The organism is Nocardia brevicatena NBRC 12119, from assembly GCF_000308495.1.
In the GTDB taxonomy this organism is placed as follows: domain Bacteria; phylum Actinomycetota; class Actinomycetes; order Mycobacteriales; family Mycobacteriaceae; genus Nocardia; species Nocardia brevicatena.
On the sequence record NZ_BAFU01000243.1, the window covers coordinates 32,470 to 49,667 of the forward strand.

The following is a 17,198-nucleotide window of genomic DNA, read 5'->3' on the forward strand; positions in this document are numbered from 1 at the left end:
GCCGACAGAACGAGCCCGGCTTCGATGAACCGTTCGAAGTCGAGCTCGACACGACCCTGCACAGGCTTGTCACCGTCGGTGATCACCATCGCCGTACAGGAGCCGCACGTGGTCCGGCCCGAGCTCGTCGACAGCGCTGACACCGAGCAACTTCATGGTGCGCACTATCTGTGAACGCAGAATCTCGATGGCCCGGTCGACTCCTGCTTCACCTCCGGCCATCAGCCCGTACAAGTAGGCCCGTCCGATGTATGTGAACCGGGCACCCAGCGCGAGTGCGGCGACGATATCGGCACCGTCCATGATCCCGGTATCGAGATGGATCTCCAGGTCGGTGCCGACTTCACGACACACGGCCGGTAACAGATGCAGCGGTACCGGCGCTCGATCCAGTTGCCGCCCACCGTGATTGGACAGCACAATGCCATCCACCCCGATTGCTGCCGAACGCCGCGCATCGTCGACTGTCTGTATGCCCTTGACCAGTATCCGGCCCGGCCACCGGTCCCGTAGCCAGGACAGGTCGTCGAAGCCCACGGTGGGGTCGAACATGGTATCCAGCAGCTCGCCGATGGTACCCGACCAGCGATCCAGCGAGGCGAAGGCCAACGGCTCGGTGGTCAGGAAATCCCACCACCAGTGCGGACGCCGCAAGGCATCCAGCGCGCCAACCGCGGTGACGGAAGGCGGCACGGTCATGCCATTGCGCAGATCACGCAGCCGAGCACCGGAGACCGGGACGTCCACGGTCACGACCAGGGTATCGAAATCGGCCGCCGCAGCACGATCGACCAGTGCCATCGATCGGTCGCGATCGGTCCACATGTACAGCTGAAACCAGTTGCGCGCCGACGGACCGGTGGCCGCGACGAGGTCCTCGATCGCAGTGGTCCCCATCGTCGACAGCGTGAAAGGGATTCCGGCGCGCTCGGCGGCGCGGGCACCTGCGCATTCGCCGGCAGCGTGCATCATCCGAGTGAATCCCGTCGGCGCGATGCCGAAGGGCAACTCGGCGATCCGCCCGAGCACCGGGGTGGTTGTGTCGGTCACCGAGACATCGCGCAGGATCGCCGGTCGGAATTCTATATCGGCGAACGCCTGTCGCGCACGGTTCAGGCTGATCTCGGCCTCCGCGGCGCCGTCGGTGTAATCGAAGGCGACCCGCGGGGTCCGCCGCCGCGCCAACTCCCGCAGATCCCCTATCGTCTGAGCTTTCGCCAGTTTGCGGGCCCGTCCCCCGAACGGCGGCTCGACCTTGACCAAGGGCGCCAGCTCCCGCAGGCGAGGTATACGGCGTTCCAGTTTCACAGCATCGTCCTTTTCACGGCACCGTCTTTCGTTCCGGTCGAGAGGATGGTTCGAGCGCGTTTGCCCAGGGATCGGGCTGCGGTGCCCCGTGCCACACCGCAGCACGTCCGCGAACTACGCCGGTTTGTTCATGGTGTTGTAGAACTGGATTCCCACCGCGATCGCCGTCGGTACACCGACAACGATGGTCCCGATCATGCCTCCGATCGGTCCCGTCACTGCCGCCGTCGCGAGGCACCCGCCCAGGAATCCCGGGATCGCCAGCACACCTACCGTCGGCACTCCCGCTGCGGCACCTACGACCGCCCCACCGGCGATACAGCCGATACCGGCGCCGATTGCAGTGCCGATCAATGTGCCCATCGTGACACCGAAACTCAGCTGCGTCAGCGCGTTCAGCATCGCCATGTCGAATTTTGCATCGGCTGCGGCGTCGATGTCCTTCAACATCGGTTCGGTAGCCGAGGGCCGCGCGTCGGCCGGATCGGTACTCGGGGTGAAAGTGGCGGTACGACCCTCGATATGCGCCGCGATGGGCCAGTCCATGCCGTCACGCAGGTAGGTCAGGGGAATACCGGCCACCGGGTTGCCCGCATCGTCGAGTACCCGGAACTGATCGCCTTGAATGGTCAGTGCGCCCGCAGCAGTGGTCAACACCACAGATCGTTCCACGACTCTCGCGGTATAGTCGAACCCGGAAGCAGTCGAGGTATCGGGAGCCGACGGATCGCCATGGTACGGTGCGGGATTCGCTGCCGCAGTGCCACTGCACAGGGCCAGCATAATCATCGTTGTGGTGGCGATGACACGGGTAGTCTTCACCCTCATCATTGGTCCTTACTTTTACGAATGAGATGGATAATTCGAGCACCCGAGCGCCCACTCGTGATCGGGTGCCGAAATATCCGGGAAAAGCGAGCTCATGAAGAGCTGGGTACATTTCCGTCCTGAACGGCCCGGAAGATCATGTGCTCGAATATGTCGAGCGCGGACATTGTCCGAGAAACCCTTGTTTCCGAAGTTGCGGCGGACCACGTGCTTTCGGACGCACGAGGGAATCACGATTTCGATGGATTTTCTTGCCGATCCATCCGGATCGGAAACCGTAGTCGATCACTGCGAGAACCTTGACTGTCATTCGATGATGGGTATGGGAAATTCCGTACGATCCAGAAAACGACGGAGAACATTTCCGGTGACCGTCGAAACATTGTTGTCGTAGTCGTTGTAGGAAAGGGCCCCGCACCAGGCGATCGATCCCACCGAGAAGACGGCACCTCCCCCTGGGGTCTCGAAGAAAACCATATCGGCGCGGACTCCGGACCGGCCCATTTCTTCCGGTGCAACGGTCCAGTGCTCTTCCGGAAACTCGTCGGCCGTGGCCAGTATCAACGCGTGTGCCGGAGTTCCCAGCGCGAAGTCGGCACGATCGACCTCGTACCCCGCGGCACCGTAACCCAGTATCAGGTTGGGGAACGCACCGATCGGTTCGTCGTGCTCCACCCCTTCGAAAACAAACGCCACCCGGGCGTCGTCGCCGATCACCCGACGATACCCCGAGCCCCTGGCTTCAGGGGTTGTGGCCCAGCACGCCGAGAATCCGACGCCCACGTACCGCTGCGGGGGGCGACCGCGCCAACGCCACAATCCACCGGGCTCGCCTGTTGTCGCGAGATCTCCCTCGCCCGGCGCACAGTGCCATGCGCTGACCGCCGCACCGTGGCGCCGCACTTCGATCGTATGCGCACCGTCGAACGCCGTGGCCCAGTACATGCCGTTACCGGACAGGTACATATACCTGCCGCCCTGCGAGAGATAGCCCTCGAGAGCGTCCAACATGGGCGCCGACCAGTATTCCGCGTGGGTTCCCGAGAGCACGACAGGATATCGTCGCAGCAGATCGACACCGTCCCGGTGGAGATCCTCATCGGTCACCACATCGAAATCGTGGCCGAATTCGATCAGCCAATCCACCAGATGTAGATCGGCCCCCAGCTGATGCGGCGAATCCAGGATCGGCAATCGGAAACCGGGACGTAGGTTCAGCAACGGTCGCCGCCAGGACGAATACGCGACGCCACTGCCGTCGGAGTGCAGGTCGTACAGGCTGTTGAGACGATTGGCCACGACGTATGCTCCGGCCTCGGTCCCGGCGCCGGTGTATTCCTCCAGGGCCCGCACATTGCCGTACGCGAGCCAGCTGAACAGTGGTGCAACCACGAGGATCTCCGCTGTAGCACGCTCGCGTGGCGGCCGTACGACCAGCGGTATGTAATCCTCGCCGATCGTACGGCCCCGTACGTACGCGGCGTAGATTCCGCTCGGTAGATCCGGGTCCACCGTCCAGGTCGCGGTCGGGTGCCATCCCGCATCGCCGAGATCGTCGTCGTGGAAGTGAACAGCGTCGCGGTGCTCGGCGGTGCTGTTGCCGATATCGTCCCAGAAGGGCCCGGTGACGGCGCGGGTAGGTGCGTGCACGGTGGTGCCGTCGACGCCGCTGCCCGACATCTCGGGTATGCGGGTCGAACCCGGATCGCGGGCGAAGTCCCACGCAAGTACATCTCCGCCGCTGACAGTACCGGAGGTGTCGGCGAGTTGCTCCAGCTCGGGAACCACGCGATGGAGTCTGGGGGCGGCCACCTTGCCATTGAACGTCGCCGCCACATAGTCGCCGCCATCGCGCCGCCATGCACCCGCGATGAGCAGCGCGACAGGCGCGAATGCCGGCTCCGCGGAATCGATTGGTGCCCATACGCGTTCGGTTTCGGTGATTTCGGACCGCGAACGCGCAGGTACACAATCCCTCGGACGCACCATCAGTTCGGCCCGGCAGCCGGCCCGGTCCACGGCGGCGGCAATGTGGTACCAGCTCCGTTCACGTACCCGGCGCTCGGTCGTCACCTCGATCCGGGAACCGCCCGGGTCCCGGATACTCAGGCAGACCTTCCCGTCCTCGGTGATATCGAGGCCCCAGCCGAGGCCGGCATGGTCGCGTTTCCCGATCAATGCCTGCCGGCCTGCCGCGAGCATGGTCGGGCAGACCCACAGGTCGACGCCGAAACCCCTGTCCACATCGAGTTCCGGACAGTACGGAACGACCACATGGGAGCCGCTCCGCAACGGCTGATACCCCGAGGGATAGGCTCCCGACAGAGTGGCGGCCACCGGTTCCGTTCGCAGACCGTGCGCCCGCTCGTCACCGTGGCGCAAGCGCACGAGATCGATATGTACCTCGGAGTCCGTGCTACTGCACATGATCCGGATCTCTTCGCCGGGAGCGACACTCATCCGATCGGTATATCCGACAACATCTATCGTCATCGCATCACCGGCTCGACGGACCCGCGTTGCGCCAGGCGGTCTCCGGTGTCGATATCGAACAGGTGCACAGCATCCGGGTCGACGACGAGCCCGATGTGTGCACCGGGTCGAATCGGGTGCGTTCCCGGAAGACGGGCGCACAGCTGCCGACGTCCACCCGGCGGACGCGTATCGGCGTGCTGCCGGTCGGAATGGGTCAGCCGATCGATCACCGTACAGTCCTGCGGGGATGTGCCCAGTTCGAAGAACATCAGCACGTCGGCGCCGAGATTCTGCCGGGACACGCAACGCACCCGTACCTCGGCCCCGGGTTTCCCGCGCTCCCGAATATCCTCTGGCCGGATACCGACCAGAACCCGCTGCCCGTCGGCGAGCATGTACCCTCCGCTGTCGGGTAGTCGACACGAGACCCCGTCGCCCAGCAGAAGCATCCCGTCACGGACCACCGCCACGGCGAAGTTCATCGGCGGCGATCCGATGAACGCCGCGACGAAGGCGTTGGCCGGAGCGCGGTAGAGCTGATCCGGCGTGCCGACCTGCTGGATCCGCCCACCGCGGAGAACAGCCGCCCGCTGTCCGAGCGTCATGGCCTCCACCTGATCGTGCGTTACATACACGGTGGTGACACCCAGATTGCGGTGTAGACGCTCGAGCTCGGATCGCATTGTCACTCGCAGCTTGGCATCGAGATTCGACAATGGTTCGTCCATCAAGTAGACCCGCGGCTGACGCGCTATCGCCCGTCCCATCGCCACCCGCTGCAGTTGTCCGCCGGACAGCGTCGCCGGACGCCGATCGAGCAGGTGTTCGAGGCCGAGCATGCCCGCGACCGCGTCGACCCGCTCGGCGACGCTCCGCCGGTCGGCGCCGCGGACACGCAATCCGTAGCCGAGGTTCCGCCGGACGGTCATGTGCGGATAGATGGCATAGTTCTGGAACACCATGGCGATATCGCGGTGACGGGAGTCGAGTCCGGTCACATCCGTGCCATCCAGTCGGATCGTTCCCGCTGCCGGGTGTTCCAGCCCGGCCAGCAACCTGAGCAGCGTCGACTTACCGCAGCCGGAGGGGCCGATGAGAACGAAGAATTCGCCGTCGTGTATCCGAAGGCTGAGATCATCGACCACCGCCGCTGGACCTCCGTAGTCCATCCGGATATGGTCCAACTCTATCGATGCCATGGGGTTCCTTTCTCACCCACGCAGAGTGGTGGTGAAGCCGTTCATGATCGTCCGCTGCATCACCGAGAAGATCGTCAGCACCGGAATCACAGCGATGAGGGCGCCGGCGAAGATCAGTGGCCAGTTCGCGGAGTAGCGCCCGACGAAGGAGTACACCGCCACCGGGAGCGTCTCACCACCGGTGCTGCCGACGAAGACGAGCGCGATGAAGAAGTCGTTCCATACGAACAGACCGGTGAGAACGGCCACCACGCCGGTCACCGGGCGCACCAGCGGGAGCACGATCTCGAAAAAGATGCGCACTGTTCCGGCGCCGTCCACCCGGGCCGCTTCCTCGTAGCCAACCGGTAGCCCGCGCAGAAATCCGGTGTACAGGAACACCGCCAGCGGCATCTGCAGACCGCAGTATACGAGAAGCAGACCGAATCGCGTACCGGCCAAACCGATTTCAACCATCCCGACGTAGAGAGGGATGAGGCCGAGTTGGATGGGCAGGATCAGACCGAGCGCGAACAGCCCGAACATCGCCCCCGACAGTCTCGATGCCCGTCGCGCCAGGAAGTAGCCCGCGGGTGCCGCGGTCAGAACCAGGATCAAGACCACGGTCACGGTCACGACGACGCTGTTCACCAAGGCCCCACTGAAGGAGACGGCACCACCACCGGTGTGGCTCCACGCCTCGACGAAGTTGTCTGCCGTCGGTTCGGACGGCACGGCGAATGCCGAGCCCCGCGACTCGTCCTGCGGTCGCAGCGCCGTCGTGATCACAAAGTACAACGGGGCGAGCACCGGAACGGCTGCCAGCCAATAGCCGACCTCCCGGAACGCTGTCCAACGCGTATAGCGATACATCTGTACTCCCCTGACTACCGAGCCCGCCGGCGCACGGCCCACGTTCGAACGACGGCGATCGTGCAGACGGCCAGAACCAGCAGCAGGGCCACTGCGGCGCTGGCACCGTATCGGCCATTGACGAATGCCTGCTTGTACACATGGGTGCCGAGGGTGTCGGTCGCCCCGGCCGGACCTCCGCCCGTCAGCGCCATCACCTGGTCGAACAGCATGAATGCCGTGATCATCGACAGGGTGAAGCCGATGACGAGTGCCGGTGCCGATAGGGGGAGAGTGATGTCACGGAAGCGGCGCCACGACCCCGCGCCGTCCACGGAGGCGGCTTCGTGCAGTTCCGGCTGGATGCCTTCGATACCGGCCAGGTAGATCAACATGTGGTAGCCGGAGAACTGCCAGATCATTACGATGACGATCGCTGCCAGCGCGGTTTCCGATTCTCCCAGCCACGGTCGGGACAGGCCGTCGGCGCCGAGGAAGTCCAAGGCCTCGTTCAACGGGCCGTAGGTGTCGAGAACGAACCGCCAGACGTAGCCGACCACCAGCGGACTCACAATGGCGGGTACGAAGAACAAGGCCCGCAGGAAATTCCGAGTACGCAACATCCGCGACAAGCCGAGTGCCAGACCCAGCCCGACCGCGTTGACGCCGAGGGAATAGCAGACCACGATGATCACCGTTCGCACCAGGATTCCGGCACCGTCGGGGGCCCCGAGGAATTCGCTGAAGTTCGCGGTGCCGACCCAGTTCGGTGCGGTCAGCCCGTCCCAATCGGTGAACGCGTAGCCCGCGCCCAGCACCGACGGCACAAGAAGGACACCGGCGCACAGGGCCAGGGCGGGCAGAGCGAACAGCCAGGGCACCGGCCGCGTCGAATGCCCTTGTCCCCGTCGCCGCATGTTGCGCGACGGCGCCGATGCGTCTGTACCGGCCGGTTTCGGGCCGCGACGGGGCGCGGCGGTTAGGGCGCTGTGCCGGTCCATACCGAATCCATCGCGGTGAGTACCTCCAACGGTGTCCTGGTGCCGTTCATGATCCCGACCAAGCCCTGCTCGTTCTCGGTCAGAACCGCCGGGTTCGGCCAGAGCAGATCCAGGGTCAGTACGGTGCGGTCCTGCGTCAGCAAGGGTTCCACCGCGTCCGCGAAGGCGGGAACCCGTCGCGAGTCCTCTGCCGTGGGAACGGCGGGCACGCTTCCGTCGAGTTCGCTGAACTGCGCCCGGTGCTCGAAGTAGAAGTCGATGAATCGCTTCGCCAGATCGGGATTCCGTCCCTTCGCCGGAATGACCAGCCCGCTACTCGGTCCGGTCACGACCCGCAGCCGACCGGGATCATCAGTGCCGGGGAACGGGAAGGCGCGCAAGGGAGTACCTGCGGTGCCGTCCTGGAACAGGGGCAGCATTACCGTCGGGGCCACCGCCATCAGCGCCCGCCCCTCGGCCAGGGACCGGCCGGCCGATTCCCGCGAGATGCCCACCGCGCCGTCGTCGAAACACCCTGCGGCCGCCAACTCCGCGAACTGGGCCAATGCCCGCTGCCAACCGGTCGATTCCGCGAATGTCACCTCACCGAGCAGACGTTTCGCGGCGAATCCGGGATCGTCGGCATAGGCAGTCGAGGCCGCGAGCGCATAGGCGAGGAACCTGGGCATACCCGATGCCTCCGCACCGCTCATCGCGAAGGCGATCCGGCCGGCCGCTCGGGCGCTGCGACAGATACCCAGCACATCGTTGAAGGTTCGCGGAATATCGAGCGCCATTTCCGCGAAGACATCCGGATCGTAGAACGTCACGATGGACATGGAATCGACCGGATAGACGTAGGTTTCGGTTCCATCCCCGATCACAGGCCGGATGCCCTCGGCGACCCGGTCGACCCAGGCCTGGTCGCTCAGCGGTCGGAGCAGCCCTTTGTCGGCAAGCGCCCGGGCAGCCGATGATTCGCCGTACCCGACGAAGGTGTACGCGACATCCGGCGCCTGCGGGGTGCTGATCTGCCGCCGCAGATTCTGCATGTGCTGGACGTACGGTGTCTTGTTGACGGTCACCTGTACACCGGGGTTTTCCGCTTCGAACGCTTCCGCCGCAGCCTCGAGCGGTTCGCGTTCGGCCCCTGTCGCGGGCGCGGAAATGATCAGGGTGTTCTCGCCGCGACCGGCGTCACCGGAACAGCCGGACGCCACCAGCACCGCGACCAGGACCGCTGTGATGACAACCGCTGCGCGTTTCCGTATGGTCATTTCGCCGCTCCTGCCACTCGCCGGGCGGGAGCGAAGAGCAGGCGGAAGCGGTGGTCCCCGCCGCGGACGCTGACAACCAGGTAACCCTCACACAGCTCGATCGGATGAGGTGACGGTGGATCCTCGCCGGCGGGCCAGACGACATGGTCACCGGATATCAGGACGGGCTCCGGTCCCGTAACCGGGAACCGGATCTGGGCGTCACTCGTGGCCGGTACCCGAATCCGAAGGTCCAAATCGCCGGCGGTGGCGGTCCATTCGACCGCCGCCTCCCCCCGAGGAGTGCCGACCCGGGCACGGGCGTATTGCAGCCGGTGGGTGAGTTTCGGCTGAACGAGCAGGCTCTGCCAGCCGGGTCCCGCAGGCGCGAGTCCGGCGACATCGTTGTAGAGGAACTTCTCGATCATCGCCAGCAACTTCATGTTCCGGCTGAACCCCGGGTCACCGCCCCACGTCTCCCACACGGTCGTGGCTCCTGCCAGCACCTGCTGCGCCCAGCTGGGGAAGGTCGGGCGGGTGGCGATGTCGTACATGACGTCGGCAGCACCGATATCGGCCAGTACGTTCTGCAGCGCAGCGGTTCCCATGGTGCCGGTGGCGAGATGACCGTTGTCGGACTCCACGATCCGCTGCACCAACCGCTCGCCGACGAGTTGCCGGTGTTCGTCCGGAACGAGACCGAGCCACAGCGGCATCGCCAGCGCGGTCTGCGACCCGGTGGCGTACTGTCCGGTCGACTCGTCGAAGAACTCGGCGTTGAACGCGTTTCGGATGCAGTCGGCCAGTTCTCGGTAGCGGGTGGCGTCCGCGGTATTGCCGATCACCTCGGCGGCATCGGCGACCATCCGGGTCACCGCGTAGTACCACGCGGTGGAGGTCAATTCGATCGGAGTTCGCTTCGGGCTCACGCTGCAGGTGCCGTCCGCCTGCGGCTCCATATGGTCCCCGAGCCCTTCGGTCATGATGTGGCCTTTCGCCCTGGCGCGCAGGAAGTCCAGACCGCGGCGCATACCTTCGTAATGGTCTTCGAGGATCGACCGGTCCCCGTAGAACTGGTACAGATGCCAGGCGATACTCGGGTAGGAGGTCATCGCGAAGTCGTTGAGCAGCGCATACGGCCAATACCCGAACGACACGTCCTCGGGGACGTCCTCGTGACCTTCCGTCGTCTCCGTGGCCACACGGCCGCGCCAGTGGATCGGACAGATCACCGGGAAACGACCGTCGGCGAGCTGGGCATCGGCGAGGTCGTCGAGCCATTTGCTCCAGAAGGACAAGGAGTTGTAGTTGTACAGGTAGTCCTCCACCGACCAACCCGGATCGCCTACCCAGCCCACCCGTTCGCCACGGTCCGCGGCGTCTTGCGGGAATCCTTGGAAGCTGGCACGGAACGTCCACAGCACGTTGTGGTGGATTCGCTCCAGCATCGGATCCGAGCAGGCGAAATCCCCTACGGGCTCGAGGTCGGAATGCACGACCCGGGCGACCACCGTGTCCAGGCGCACATCGTCGGGCACCGTGAGTTCGACATAGCGGAAACCGTGCAGGGTGAACCGCGGCTCCCAGGTCTCGCCGCTCTCCGCGCCGCGCAGAATGTACTCGTCCCGCTGACGGGCCGGTAACCAGGCATCCTCGTTCGCGTCGGTATCCAGTTCGCCGTCGAGATCGACCTCGCCCGCGTGCCGCAGCACCACCTGTGCCCCCTCCGGTCCGCGCACGGTGATCCGGGTCCAACCGGATATGTGCTGTCCGAAGTCCACCAGTGTCTTTTCCGACCGGGTGGTTGTCGTGGTCGCCGGCTCACGGGTATCGATGATGCGGATCGGTTCCAGTGGCTGACTGCGCAGTGCGCCCGCAGGTGCGCGCTCCGCCACCTGCGCGGCGCCCCAGCCGACGGCGTCGAAACCGGGACCGTCCCATCCCAGCGTCTCGGCGCGCGCGTCGTAGTGCTCGCCGTGCGCGTAGTCGTTGTACGTGATCGGCCCGGGGTGAACCTTCCAATCGGCGTCCGACACGATCGTCTGTCGTCCGCCGTCGGCCAGTTCCAGTTCCAGCTGCACGAGCGCCCGTGGCCGGTCACCGTACGGTGTGCGCGGCATCGGTCCGGGACCGATGTCCTCCTCGGCGCTGTACCACCCGTGACCGAGGGTCACCCCGACGGCATTTGCGCCCCGGCGGATCCGGTCGGTGATGTCGTAGGTGGAGTAGAGGATGCGCGGACTCGCGATACGGACCCGGTTGCCTTCGCTGTCGTGCAGTTCGGGGTCGTGATCGTAGGTCGTGGTCGCCGGGTCCAGCACGCGGTCGCCGACCCGCTCTCCGTTGAGGCGAAGCTCGTAGTACCCCAGAGCGGCAACATAGGCACGCGCTCGCAGAATCACGCCCGAGACGTCGAATTCCGTGCGCAGTTGTGGAGAGGAGGTGTCCGGGTCCTCGGCAGCGATCCACGCGGCCTGCCAGTCGGACGGGTCCAGCAGCCCCATCTCGAAGGTCGCCGCGGGTGCGTACGCGCCCGGCAGCCCTTCGTCGTCCCATAGGCGCACTGTCCACCAGTAACGCTCGCGGCTCCGCAGCGCCTCACCGGCGTAACGCACACCCGACGTATCCCGGGATTCCACCTTTCCGGAGTCCCAACGGTCACCGATGCCCCGGCGCAGGAGATCCGGGTCGCCGGCGACGAGGATGCGGAATCCCCGCACCGTGTTCGCTTTCCCGGTCGGGACCCAGGAGAAAACCGGGCGAGCGCTATCTATACCCAGTGGGTCGGTGAGGTGCCGGCACCGCAGATCCGTGGCAGTGAGCGTGCCGTTGCCGCCGATGGAGTCCTCCCCCGGTGTGGTGAAAAGTGTCATGTTGGTATTCCGATCTCTGGCTTGGTCAATAGACTAAGTCAATTGACCAAGCAATGGTAGGGCTATCCGGAGTTTTGTGCTGTTGGTCGACGACTTCGGATCGGGAGATCCGCGGCTACTCCATCCGAAGCCCACCGTTGATGTCGTACGTGGCTCCGGTCGTGAATCCGGAATCGGCCGAGGCCAGCAATCGAATGGCATGGGCCACTTCCCCGGGCTCCCCCATCCGCCGCAGTGGTACGCCGCCCACCAGTGCCGCACGCGCGTCGTCGGCGAGCTGCGCGGTAATACCCGTGGCCACCGGCCCAGGAGCCACCGCGTTCACCCGAATTCCTTCCGGAGCGAGATGCCGGGCGAACGACCGGGTCACCGCCAGCACCGCGGCCTTGGCCGCCGCGTAGTGCACACTGGTGGAGATTCCACCGACCTGGCCCGCCAGCGACGCCACATTGACAACAGCGCGGTCCCCGGTCGCCGCACGCAGGAGCGGCATCGACTCCTTGATCATCAGGAACACACCCCGGGCATTCACGCCGAGTACCTGATCCCATTCCGTCGCCGTAATGTCCTGCCACGGCGTATACGGGCAGGAACCGGCATTGTTCACCACAACGTGCAGCGAGCCCCAGCGATCACCGATATCGTCCGCCAGCCGCCGGATATCGCCGGGATCCCCCAGATCAACCGCGGATCGCATCGTCCGCACGCCGTGGGCGCCGCATTCCGACTCGACGCGGCGAACCGCCACCTCGTTCGTCGCATAGGTGAGCCACACATCGCACCCGTCCGCCGCGAGCAACCGCGCCGTCGCCGCACCGATACCGTTGCCGCCCCCGGTGATCAGCACATTGCGCCCGGATGTCATTGTCGCTCCCCCGGCGAACCGACCCCGGCCTCCCGAAGGTGATCTTCGTAGCCGGGGTTGACGATCGAGGCGACGGTAGCGCCGGAGAGGAACTCGACGATCTGGGCGGCGGCAGATCTCGGCAGTTCCGCCAGGGCCTCCTCGGAGTACCACGCCATGTGCGGGGTCAGGAGCACGCGAGGCGCCGACCGCAGCCGATCGTCCGCCGGAAGCGGTTCGGTCTCGAAGACATCCAGAGCCGCGCCACCCAATCTGCCGTCCACGAGCGCATCGACCAGGGCGCTTTCGTCGATCAGTCCGCCACGACAGGTGTTGACCACCACGGAGCCGGGCTTCATCAGCTCCAACCGGTGCCGATCGATCAGGTGCCGGGTCCGGGCGGTCAACGGGACATGCAGGCTGACGATATCGGCCTGCGACAGAGCGGATTCCAGATCCACGGCCCGATACCCGGCCGTCTCGACGATACCGGCGGCGAGATAGGGGTCGTGCACCAGCACGGAGAAACCCAGTGCACGCGCTGATGCGGCAACCCGGGAACCGATACGTCCGAAGCCGATCACGGACACTGTGCTGTCACTGGGTCTACTCATCCGCACCACGGCGCCGGCGGCCGGCCACTCGTTCCCGGATACCGATTCGTGCAGCGCCGGGATCCCACGCACGAGACCGAGAGCGAGCGCGATCGTGTGCGTCGCGACTTCTTCGACGCAGTACTCCGGTGTGTTCGCCACCGCTATTCCCCGACGGGTGGCGGCGGCCACATCGATCATGTCGTATCCGATACCCAGCCTGCTGATGAAGCGGCAGGTGCCCAATTCGGCGAGCACGTCGGCGGTGATCGGAGCCCACTGCACCAGCAGCGCGGCGGCGCCCCGAGCGGCGGCCACGACCTCTTCCGGGGTGCGGCAGTTCGCCTGCCGCACTCGCATGCCCGCTCGGGTCAGCACCTCGACGGCGATTCGATGATCGGGCAGATCACAGTCGGTCACGACCACCAGCGGGCCTTCATCCATCGTGCTCGCCACCCCCGTGCAGGGTCCGACGCAGCCGAACCGCTGCCTCCTCGATATGACCGGCCATCTCGGCCTCGGCCGCCTCCGCGTCCCCACCCACGATGCTGTCCAACAGCACACCGTGCGCATCGGCGTGCCGGATCAGACCCTCCGAGTCCAGCGCGGCGATGGCTGCCCGCAGAAAGGCGGTGATCCGCAATCGGAGCGGGCCGACGACCTCGATCAGCATACGGTGATCCGATATCTCCCAGAGCTTTTCGTGGAACTCCTGATCCAGGTCGAGAACCCGGTGGTAGTCGCTGCGGGCGGCGGCCGCGCGCATGGCACGGACCGTCCGCCGCAGCTCCCGTTCGCGCGCCGGGGTGATCCGCTCGTGACACCGCCTCGCTACGAACCGCTCCAGCACGATCCGCAGACCGGACAGTTCCTCGAGCTCGGTCGCCGTCAGCGTCGCCACCCGGCAACCGCGCCGGGGCAGTCGTTCGACCAGACCGTCGTCCCCCAAGCGGGCGAGGGCCTCCCGGACCGGGATATGACTGACCCCGAACTCGCTGGCAAGGGTCCGCTCGACCAGCCGCTGTCCGGGCAGGTACCGCCCCTCGTAGATCGCCTCACGAATCCTGTCGGCCACCGCGTCGGCCAGGTTGCCGCTTGTCAGCGGGCTACTCGTCACTGACGCTCCGCCTTTCTGTGGATGTTCGAGCACTCTCGGCATCACATGCCCGAATACCGAGAAATGCTATAGCATCCTGCGGGGAGCGTCCAGTATTATGCTAAATAATATAGCAATTCACCACACTGATGAGGGACCGCAACGATGCACATCGCACAGGGACGTGTCGCAATGGTGACCGGCGGCGCATCCGGTCTCGGCCGGCATATCGCCGCACGGCTCCACGAAGCCGGCGCCGCGGTGGCGATAGTCGATATCGACCGGACCGCCGCGACCCGGGCCGCTCGCGAAATCGGGCCGGACGCTCTCGCGGTAACGACCGACGTCCGCTCACCCGACGCCGTGCGCGAGGCCGTGGCACGCGTCGCCGATGAATTCGGGGGACTGGACACCATTGTCATATCGGCCGGAGTGTTCCATGTCGGCGCCCTCGAAGACACGAGCGAAGACGACTGGGACCGCACACTGGACATCAACCTCAAAGGGGCGTTTCTCACCATTCGAGCGGCAGCGCCGTTGCTTCGCGCCAGCGGTCGGGGCCGAATCGTCACCATCGGATCCGACTGCGGACGCCGCGGCTTCGGCCTCCAGGTGCCGTATTCCGCTGCCAAGTTCGGGCTCATCGGCCTGACCGAAGCCGTCGCCGCCGAGCTGGCCGGAGCCGGCGTCACCGCCAACTGCGTGTGTCCCGTGGGATGCCCGACCACAGGAATGGGGCAGCAGGTGCTCGAGTGGAAGGTCGCGCGCACCGGCCGCACCGCGGACCAGATCCGGGATTCGGCCGCGGCGACCAATCCCCTGGGCCGTAATGCGACGGAGACGGATGTCGCCGACGCGACCCTGTTCTTCCTCTCCGAGCATGCCGGATTCCTCACCGGTGTCACTCTCGATGTCGACGGCGGAGCTCACCTCGGCACGATCCCGGGAGCGCAGTGATGGCAGACCTGGACTTCGTGGATACGCATGTACACTTCCACGACCACGCACATCCCCGGCTGAGGTACGAATGGCTCGAGCCGCAGGCGCCCGAAGACCCCGTCACCGGACCTGATCATGCCATCCGATCCCAGCGGTACTGGGCGGACGACTTCCTGGCCGAGACCCGTTTCCACAACGTGAGCAAGGTGATCCACGTACAAGCGGCGATCGGCACCCCCGATCCGGTCGAGGAAACCCGCTGGTTACAGGAGTTCGCCGATCGGCTCGGCGCACCTCACGGAATCATCGCCTACACCGACCTGGCCCGGGCCGACGCCCCCGAGCAGTTGGCTCGCCACGCCGCGTTCGCCAATGTGCGCGGCATTCGCGATCTCCGATACGACAACTACCTGACGGATCCGGCGTGGCACCGCGGGTACGCCTTGCTGGCCCGGTACAGGTGGGTGTGCTGCGCCGACCCGGACGTGGAACGGATGCCGGATGCACGCGCGCTGGCCGCACGCTTCCCCGCGGTCACCCTCTGCATAGACCACGCGGGCTATCCGAAGTTCCGCGACGACACGTACTTCCGGAGCTGGCGGCGCGCCATTCGACAGCTTGCCGAAGTGGACAACATCGTGATGAAGATATCCGGCCTCGGCCAGGCCGATCACCGCTGGACCGTCGATTCACTACGCCCCTGGGTGCTCGAATGCCTCGACGCCTTCGGGATCGACCGCTGCTTCTTCGGCAGCAACTGGCCCGTGGATCGGCTCTACAGTTCCTACCCCGATGTGCTCGAGGCCTACGCCGACATCATTTCCGAGCTGCCCCGGCACGAACAGCGCGCGCTGTTCTCGGGTAACGCCGAACGCATCTTCGCCCTCACCGACCGGAACGACAGGATATGAAAGCACGTGTTGCCGTAATCGGATGTGGTTGGTGGTCGACATACGCCCACCTGCCCGCCATCGCCGATCACCCCGGCGCTCAGCTCGTAGCACTCGTGGACCCCGACGCTCGCCGCCGCGCCGCGGCGGCCGCCGCATTCGGTGATCCCGCGACCTTCGCCGACACCACCGACCTGCTCGATTCGGTCGACATCGACGCCGCGATCGTCGCGGTACCGCATGCACTGCACCACTCGATCACGGAACAGGTCCTCGACCGGGGTGTGCATACGCTGTTGGAGAAGCCGATGGTGCTCGATCCGGCGCACGGCCGGGAACTCATCGCGCTGGCGCGCCGGCGGGGCGCCGAGTTGCTCATCGACTACCCCTGGCACTACAACGCCCATGCGCTGCGGCTACGTGACGAAATAGCCACCGGCCGGATCGGCCGCATCGAATACATCTCGTGCCTGTACGCCTCGACTGTCCGCGAGTTGTACCGCGGCGACCCCGAGCCGTACCGGGAAGCTTTCGGTTACACCGTGAACGCGCCGGCCGCGTCCACCTACAGCGACCCCACACTCTCCGGGGGCGGACAAGGGCAGACACAGGTGACCCATGCGGCAGCACTGCTCCGCTTCCTGACCGGCCTCACCCCGACCGAGATCTTCGCGTTCACCGACAACTTCGAACTGCCGGTGGACCTGGTCGACACAGTGGTCGCGAAATTCTCCGGCGGCGCTGTCGCAACCCTCGGTTCCACCGGATCGGTGCTCGCCGGACAGGACGAGATCATGCGCTACGAGATATTCGGCGACGCCGGGCACATCCTGTTCGACGTGAACCGCGGGACGGCGTCGATCCACAACGCGGAAGGGAGTATCGAACATCTGGATTCACTGCCCGCCGCCCAGCGCAACCCGGAGCACGCCCCGGCACACAATCTGATCGATATCGTCCGGGGTACCGCGGTCAACGGGTCGCCCGCCGACATCGGCCTCCACGCGGTCATCTTCGTCGATGCCATGTACCGTTCCGCCGCTGCCCGCCGACCGGTCGAACTACCGGCCACCTGATTCCCCGCGC

Annotated in this window: 14 protein-coding genes; 3 read left to right on the plus strand and 11 right to left on the minus strand. The window is 65.6% G+C overall.

Translation table 11 applies throughout. The annotated features are described in order from the left end of the window. Positions 1-69 precede the first annotated feature (69 nt). From ON20_RS29795 to ON20_RS29845, 11 genes are all read right to left on the minus strand, one after another. Positions 70-1,302 (minus strand): alpha-hydroxy acid oxidase, encoded by a 1,233-nt coding sequence (locus ON20_RS29795; protein WP_040841364.1) that lies wholly within the window; start codon positions 1,300-1,302, stop codon positions 70-72. A gap of 120 nt (positions 1,303-1,422) precedes the next feature. Next, the gene (locus ON20_RS29800; RefSeq protein ID WP_040841287.1) at positions 1,423-2,139 is read right to left on the minus strand and encodes a DUF8020 domain-containing protein; all 717 of its coding nucleotides are present in this window, start codon (positions 2,137-2,139) and stop codon (positions 1,423-1,425) included. A 303-nt stretch (positions 2,140-2,442) separates the two neighbouring features. Further along, complete coding sequence (locus tag ON20_RS29805; RefSeq protein WP_218002696.1) at positions 2,443-4,596, minus strand: N,N-dimethylformamidase beta subunit family domain-containing protein; 2,154 nt, start codon at positions 4,594-4,596, stop codon at positions 2,443-2,445. 29 nt (positions 4,597-4,625) lie between these two features. Further along, positions 4,626-5,810, minus strand: coding sequence for an ABC transporter ATP-binding protein (locus ON20_RS29810; protein ID WP_040841292.1), 1,185 nt, complete (start codon positions 5,808-5,810; stop codon positions 4,626-4,628). A gap of 12 nt (positions 5,811-5,822) precedes the next feature. Further along, on the minus strand, positions 5,823-6,662 hold the full coding sequence (locus ON20_RS29815; RefSeq protein ID WP_040841365.1) for a carbohydrate ABC transporter permease: 840 nt from the start codon (positions 6,660-6,662) through the stop codon (positions 5,823-5,825). A gap of 14 nt (positions 6,663-6,676) precedes the next feature. Next, the gene (locus ON20_RS29820) at positions 6,677-7,522 is read right to left on the minus strand and encodes a carbohydrate ABC transporter permease (RefSeq protein WP_051163629.1); all 846 of its coding nucleotides are present in this window, start codon (positions 7,520-7,522) and stop codon (positions 6,677-6,679) included. A 98-nt stretch (positions 7,523-7,620) separates the two neighbouring features. Beyond that, positions 7,621-8,898: an ABC transporter substrate-binding protein gene (locus ON20_RS29825; protein ID WP_040841294.1), complete on the minus strand. Its 1,278-nt coding sequence runs from the start codon at positions 8,896-8,898 to the stop codon at positions 7,621-7,623. Next, complete coding sequence (locus ON20_RS29830; RefSeq protein WP_040841296.1) at positions 8,895-11,750, minus strand: family 78 glycoside hydrolase catalytic domain; 2,856 nt, start codon at positions 11,748-11,750, stop codon at positions 8,895-8,897. Before ON20_RS29830 ends, ON20_RS29825 begins: the two co-directional genes overlap by 4 nt. A 115-nt stretch (positions 11,751-11,865) precedes the next feature. Next, on the minus strand, positions 11,866-12,615 hold the full coding sequence (locus ON20_RS29835; protein ID WP_040841298.1) for an SDR family NAD(P)-dependent oxidoreductase: 750 nt from the start codon (positions 12,613-12,615) through the stop codon (positions 11,866-11,868). Further along, positions 12,612-13,631, minus strand: a complete 1,020-nt coding sequence (locus ON20_RS29840; protein ID WP_040841300.1) for a C-terminal binding protein — start codon at positions 13,629-13,631, stop codon at positions 12,612-12,614. Before ON20_RS29840 ends, ON20_RS29835 begins: the two co-directional genes overlap by 4 nt. Next, a complete protein-coding gene (locus tag ON20_RS29845; protein WP_051163630.1) occupies positions 13,624-14,304 on the minus strand; it encodes a GntR family transcriptional regulator in 681 nt (226 codons plus the stop codon). Before ON20_RS29845 ends, ON20_RS29840 begins: the two co-directional genes overlap by 8 nt. 144 nt (positions 14,305-14,448) lie before the next feature. Here ON20_RS29845 and ON20_RS29850 point away from each other — a divergent pair, with 144 nt between their 5' ends. The 3 genes from ON20_RS29850 to ON20_RS29860 are packed head-to-tail and all read left to right on the plus strand — an operon-like array spanning position 14,449 to position 17,188. Further along, complete coding sequence (locus ON20_RS29850) at positions 14,449-15,240, plus strand: SDR family NAD(P)-dependent oxidoreductase (RefSeq protein ID WP_040841302.1); 792 nt, start codon at positions 14,449-14,451, stop codon at positions 15,238-15,240. Next, on the plus strand, positions 15,240-16,133 hold the full coding sequence (locus tag ON20_RS29855) for an amidohydrolase family protein (RefSeq protein WP_040841304.1): 894 nt from the start codon (positions 15,240-15,242) through the stop codon (positions 16,131-16,133). Before ON20_RS29850 ends, ON20_RS29855 begins: the two co-directional genes overlap by 1 nt. After that, the gene (locus ON20_RS29860) at positions 16,130-17,188 is read left to right on the plus strand and encodes a Gfo/Idh/MocA family protein (RefSeq protein WP_083865475.1); all 1,059 of its coding nucleotides are present in this window, start codon (positions 16,130-16,132) and stop codon (positions 17,186-17,188) included. Before ON20_RS29855 ends, ON20_RS29860 begins: the two co-directional genes overlap by 4 nt. Positions 17,189-17,198: the final 10 nt, after the last annotated feature.